The following is a 1,198-nucleotide window of genomic DNA, read 5'->3' on the forward strand; positions in this document are numbered from 1 at the left end:
TGGCGGCGACCGGGCACGGGCACGGGACGATGACCGCGGTGCTGTTGGGGTTGGAGGGGTTCCATCCGGAGCTGATCCTGCCCGGGGAGGTGGAGGAACGGCTTGCCTCGATCGCGGAGACCGGGATCCTGAACCTTGCCGGTGCCGGTGGGGAGGGCGTGCCGTTGCCGTACGGGGTGGGCGATATGGTGCTGCGGCCGTTGACGGTGCTGCCCCGGCACACGAACGGGATGACGTTCACGGTCACGGACGCGGCCGGGGAGGTGCTGCATGCGGCGACGTTCTTCTCGGTCGGTGGCGGGTTCATCGTCCGGGAGGGGGAAGAGGACGCGGCGCAGCAGGAACTGGAGGCCTCCAAGCAGGAGCTGCCGTTGCCGTTCCGGACCGCGGCGGAACTTTTGGCGCATTGCCGGGACACCGGGCTGGGCATCGCCGATGTGATGCTGCTCAATGAGAAAGCCTCCCGGGACGAGGAGGAGATCCGGGCCGGGCTGCTGCAGATCTGGTCCGTGATGGAGAACTGCGTCGCGACGAGTTTGAAGCGGGCCGGGGTGCTGCCGGGCGGGTTGAACGTGCGCCGCCGCGCCCCGGACTGGTACGAACGGCTGCAGAAGGAAACCGCACACCCCGACACCCGCCACGACCAGGACCAGGACGCTGCGTGGGACGCGGGCCCGTTCGACCCCAGGTACTGGCAGGAGTGGGTGAACCTGGTGGCGCTGGCGGTGAACGAGGAGAACGCCTCCGGCGGCAAGGTGGTCACGGCGCCGACGAACGGGGCGGCCGGGATCATCCCGGCGGTGCTGTTCTACGCGCTGCACTTCGCCCCGGGCATGGACACCGCCACCCAGGAAGACCGCGACGACGTCGTGGTCAGGTTCCTGCTCGCCGCGGGGGCGGTGGGGGTGCTGTACAAGGAGCAGGCCTCGATCTCCGGGGCGGAGGTCGGCTGCCAGGGCGAGGTCGGGTCGGCATCATCGATGGCCGCCGCCGGTTTGGCCGAGGTGATGGGCGGGTCCCCCGCACAGGTGGAGAACGCGGCCGAGATCGCGATGGAACACAACCTGGGCCTGACCTGTGACCCGATCGGCGGGCTGGTCCAGGTGCCCTGCATCGAACGGAACGCGATCGCGGCCGCGAAAGCGATCAACGCCGCGAAAATGGCGCTCTGGGGCGACGGCACGCACCGCGTCTCCCT

Annotated in this window: 1 protein-coding gene; it reads left to right on the top strand. The window is 69.8% G+C overall.

All coding sequences use genetic code 11. The features are described 5' to 3' along the window. Positions 1–1,198, top strand: a 1,198-nt coding sequence (locus AC5RU7_RS20975) for an L-serine ammonia-lyase (protein WP_494053872.1), incomplete at both ends; no start/stop codon positions are given.

Source organism: Arthrobacter sp. K410C (genome assembly GCF_059090105.1).